The organism is Mycobacterium sp. (assembly GCF_049802695.1).
Classification (GTDB): Bacteria; Actinomycetota; Actinomycetes; order Mycobacteriales; family Mycobacteriaceae; genus Mycobacterium.
Genome location: NZ_JBARMY010000198.1, coordinates 1 through 2,004, shown reverse-complemented (window position 1 = coordinate 2,004; position 2,004 = coordinate 1). Strand labels below are relative to the sequence as shown.

Annotated in this window: 2 protein-coding genes and 1 pseudogene; 1 reads left to right on the top strand and 2 read right to left on the bottom strand. The window is 68.4% G+C overall.

Going from position 1 to position 2,004, the window contains the following annotated elements; all coding sequences use genetic code 11:
- Positions 1–890: amidase family protein (locus WA317_RS07985; RefSeq protein WP_425172521.1), on the top strand; the 890-nt coding region annotated here is incomplete at its 5' end.
- A gap of 12 nt (positions 891–902) precedes the next feature.
- Here the strand turns inward: WA317_RS07985 and era are convergent.
- Both era and WA317_RS07975 read right to left on the bottom strand, forming a co-directional pair.
- Positions 903–1,814 (bottom strand): GTPase Era, encoded by a 912-nt coding sequence (era, locus tag WA317_RS07980; protein ID WP_425172520.1) that lies wholly within the window; start codon positions 1,812–1,814, stop codon positions 903–905.
- Positions 1,811–2,004 (bottom strand): annotated as a pseudogene (locus WA317_RS07975) (hypothetical protein); the annotation flags it as partial. The pseudogene WA317_RS07975 and the gene era, both read right to left, overlap by 4 nt.

Here is a 2,004-nt window from a genome sequence, read left to right as displayed (position 1 = left end):
GTATCAAGCCGCAGCGTGGACGGATCTCCACCTGGCCGTTGCCGGAGGCGTTCAACGGCATCACGGTGAACGGCGTGCTGGCCCGCACGGTCGAGGACGCGGCGCTGGTGCTCGACGCCGCGGCCGGCAACGTCGACGGTGACTTGCACCGACCGCCGCCGCTGACGGTGTCCGAGTACGTCGGTATGGCGCCCGGGCCGTTGAATATCGCGGTATCAACGCGGTTCCCGTTCACCGGTTTCCGGGCCAAGCTGGACCCGGAGATCAAAGCCGCGCTGCAGGCGGTGGTCGAGCAGCTCGAACTGCTCGGCCACAACGTCGTCACCGCCAACCCCGACTACGGCCTGCGGTTGTCGCTGAACTTCCTGTCCCGCTCGACCTCCGGCCTGCTGGATTGGGCTGAGCGGCTCGGCGATGGGGTGGATTTCGACCAGCGCACGCTGTCCAACATGCGGATCGGCCGGGCGCTGTCCGGGTGGCGGCTGCGCTGGGCCCGCGCCGGCGAAGCACGCAACCAACGGCGGGTCAGCTCTATCTTCAACTTCGTCGACGTGGTGCTGGCGCCCACCACCGCGCAGCCGCCGCCCCCGGTGCACGCCTTCGACAAGCTGGGTGGGCTGTCGACCGACCGGGTGATGATCGCGGCCTGCCCGGTCACCTGGCCGTGGAACGTGCTGGGCTGGCCGTCGATCAGCGTCCCGGCGGGTTTCACCAGCGAGGGGCTGCCCATCGGTGTGCAGTTGATGGGCCCGGCCAACAGTGAGGGCTTGCTGGTCTCGCTGGCCGCCGAACTGGAGGCGGTGCTGGACTGGCCGGCCAAGCAGCCGCAGCTGTGGTGGGACACCGGCACCGACAAGCCGCCGGTGTCCAGCGGACCGTCGATGCGGTAAGCGCCAAAACGTCTAGAAGCCCAGCCGGCCGAGCTGTTTGGGGTCCCGCTGCCAGTTCTTGGCGACCTTGACGCGCAGATCGAGATACACCTTGGTGCCCAGCAGCTTTTCGATCTGGCCGCGCGCCGCGGTGCCCACCTCGCGCAGCCGCGTTCCGCCCTTACCGATTACGATGCCCTTCTGGCTGTCGCGCTCGACATAGAGCACGGCGTGCACGTCGATCAGATCGTCACGATCCTCGCGCGGGCTGACCTCGTCGATGACTACCGCCAGTGAATGTGGGAGCTCGTCGCGCACACCTTCCAGCGCGGCCTCGCGGATGAACTCCGCCATCAGGGTCTCTTCGGGTTCGTCGGTCAGCTCGCCGTCGGGATAGTAGGCCGGACCGACCGGCAACTCGGCGACCAGCACGTCGATCAGCACGTCGATCTGCTCGCCGGTGACGGCCGACACCGGAACGATCTCGGCTTCCCGGCCCTCGGCTAAGCCGACCAACTCGCTGACCGCGGCCAGTTGGGCGGCCACCCGGTCTTTGGGCACTGCGTCGATTTTGGTGACGACGACGACGAGCGCCGTCTTGGGTGCGGTCGAGCGGATCTGGTCCACGATCCACCGGTCCCCCGGGCCGATCGCCTCGTCGGCCGGGATGCACAACCCGATGACGTCGACTTCGGCATAGGTGGCGCGGACCAGGTCGTTGAGCCGCTGGCCCAGCAGCGTGCGCGGGCGGTGCAAGCCTGGAGTGTCGACCAGGATGATTTGGAAGTCCGGCCGGTGCACGATGCCGCGGATGGTGTGCCGGGTGGTCTGCGGGCGGTTCGAGGTGATCGCCACCTTGGCGCCGACCAGTGCGTTGGTCAGCGTCGACTTCCCGGTGTTGGGCCGGCCGATGAAGCAGACGAATCCGGAACGAAACTCGCTCACCCGCGTTGAGCTTCCTCGTTCTCAGTCAAGACGGGTCTGCCTTTGCGGTCCGTGACGATGACCGCCGCGGCTTCGGTGAGCTCGCGGACGGCGGCGAGACCGGGGTCGTCGGCCGAACCTCCCACCAGCGCAGCGGCTTCCAGGCCCGTCGCGCCGCTGGACACCGCGGCGGCCACCGCGGTCTGGAGCG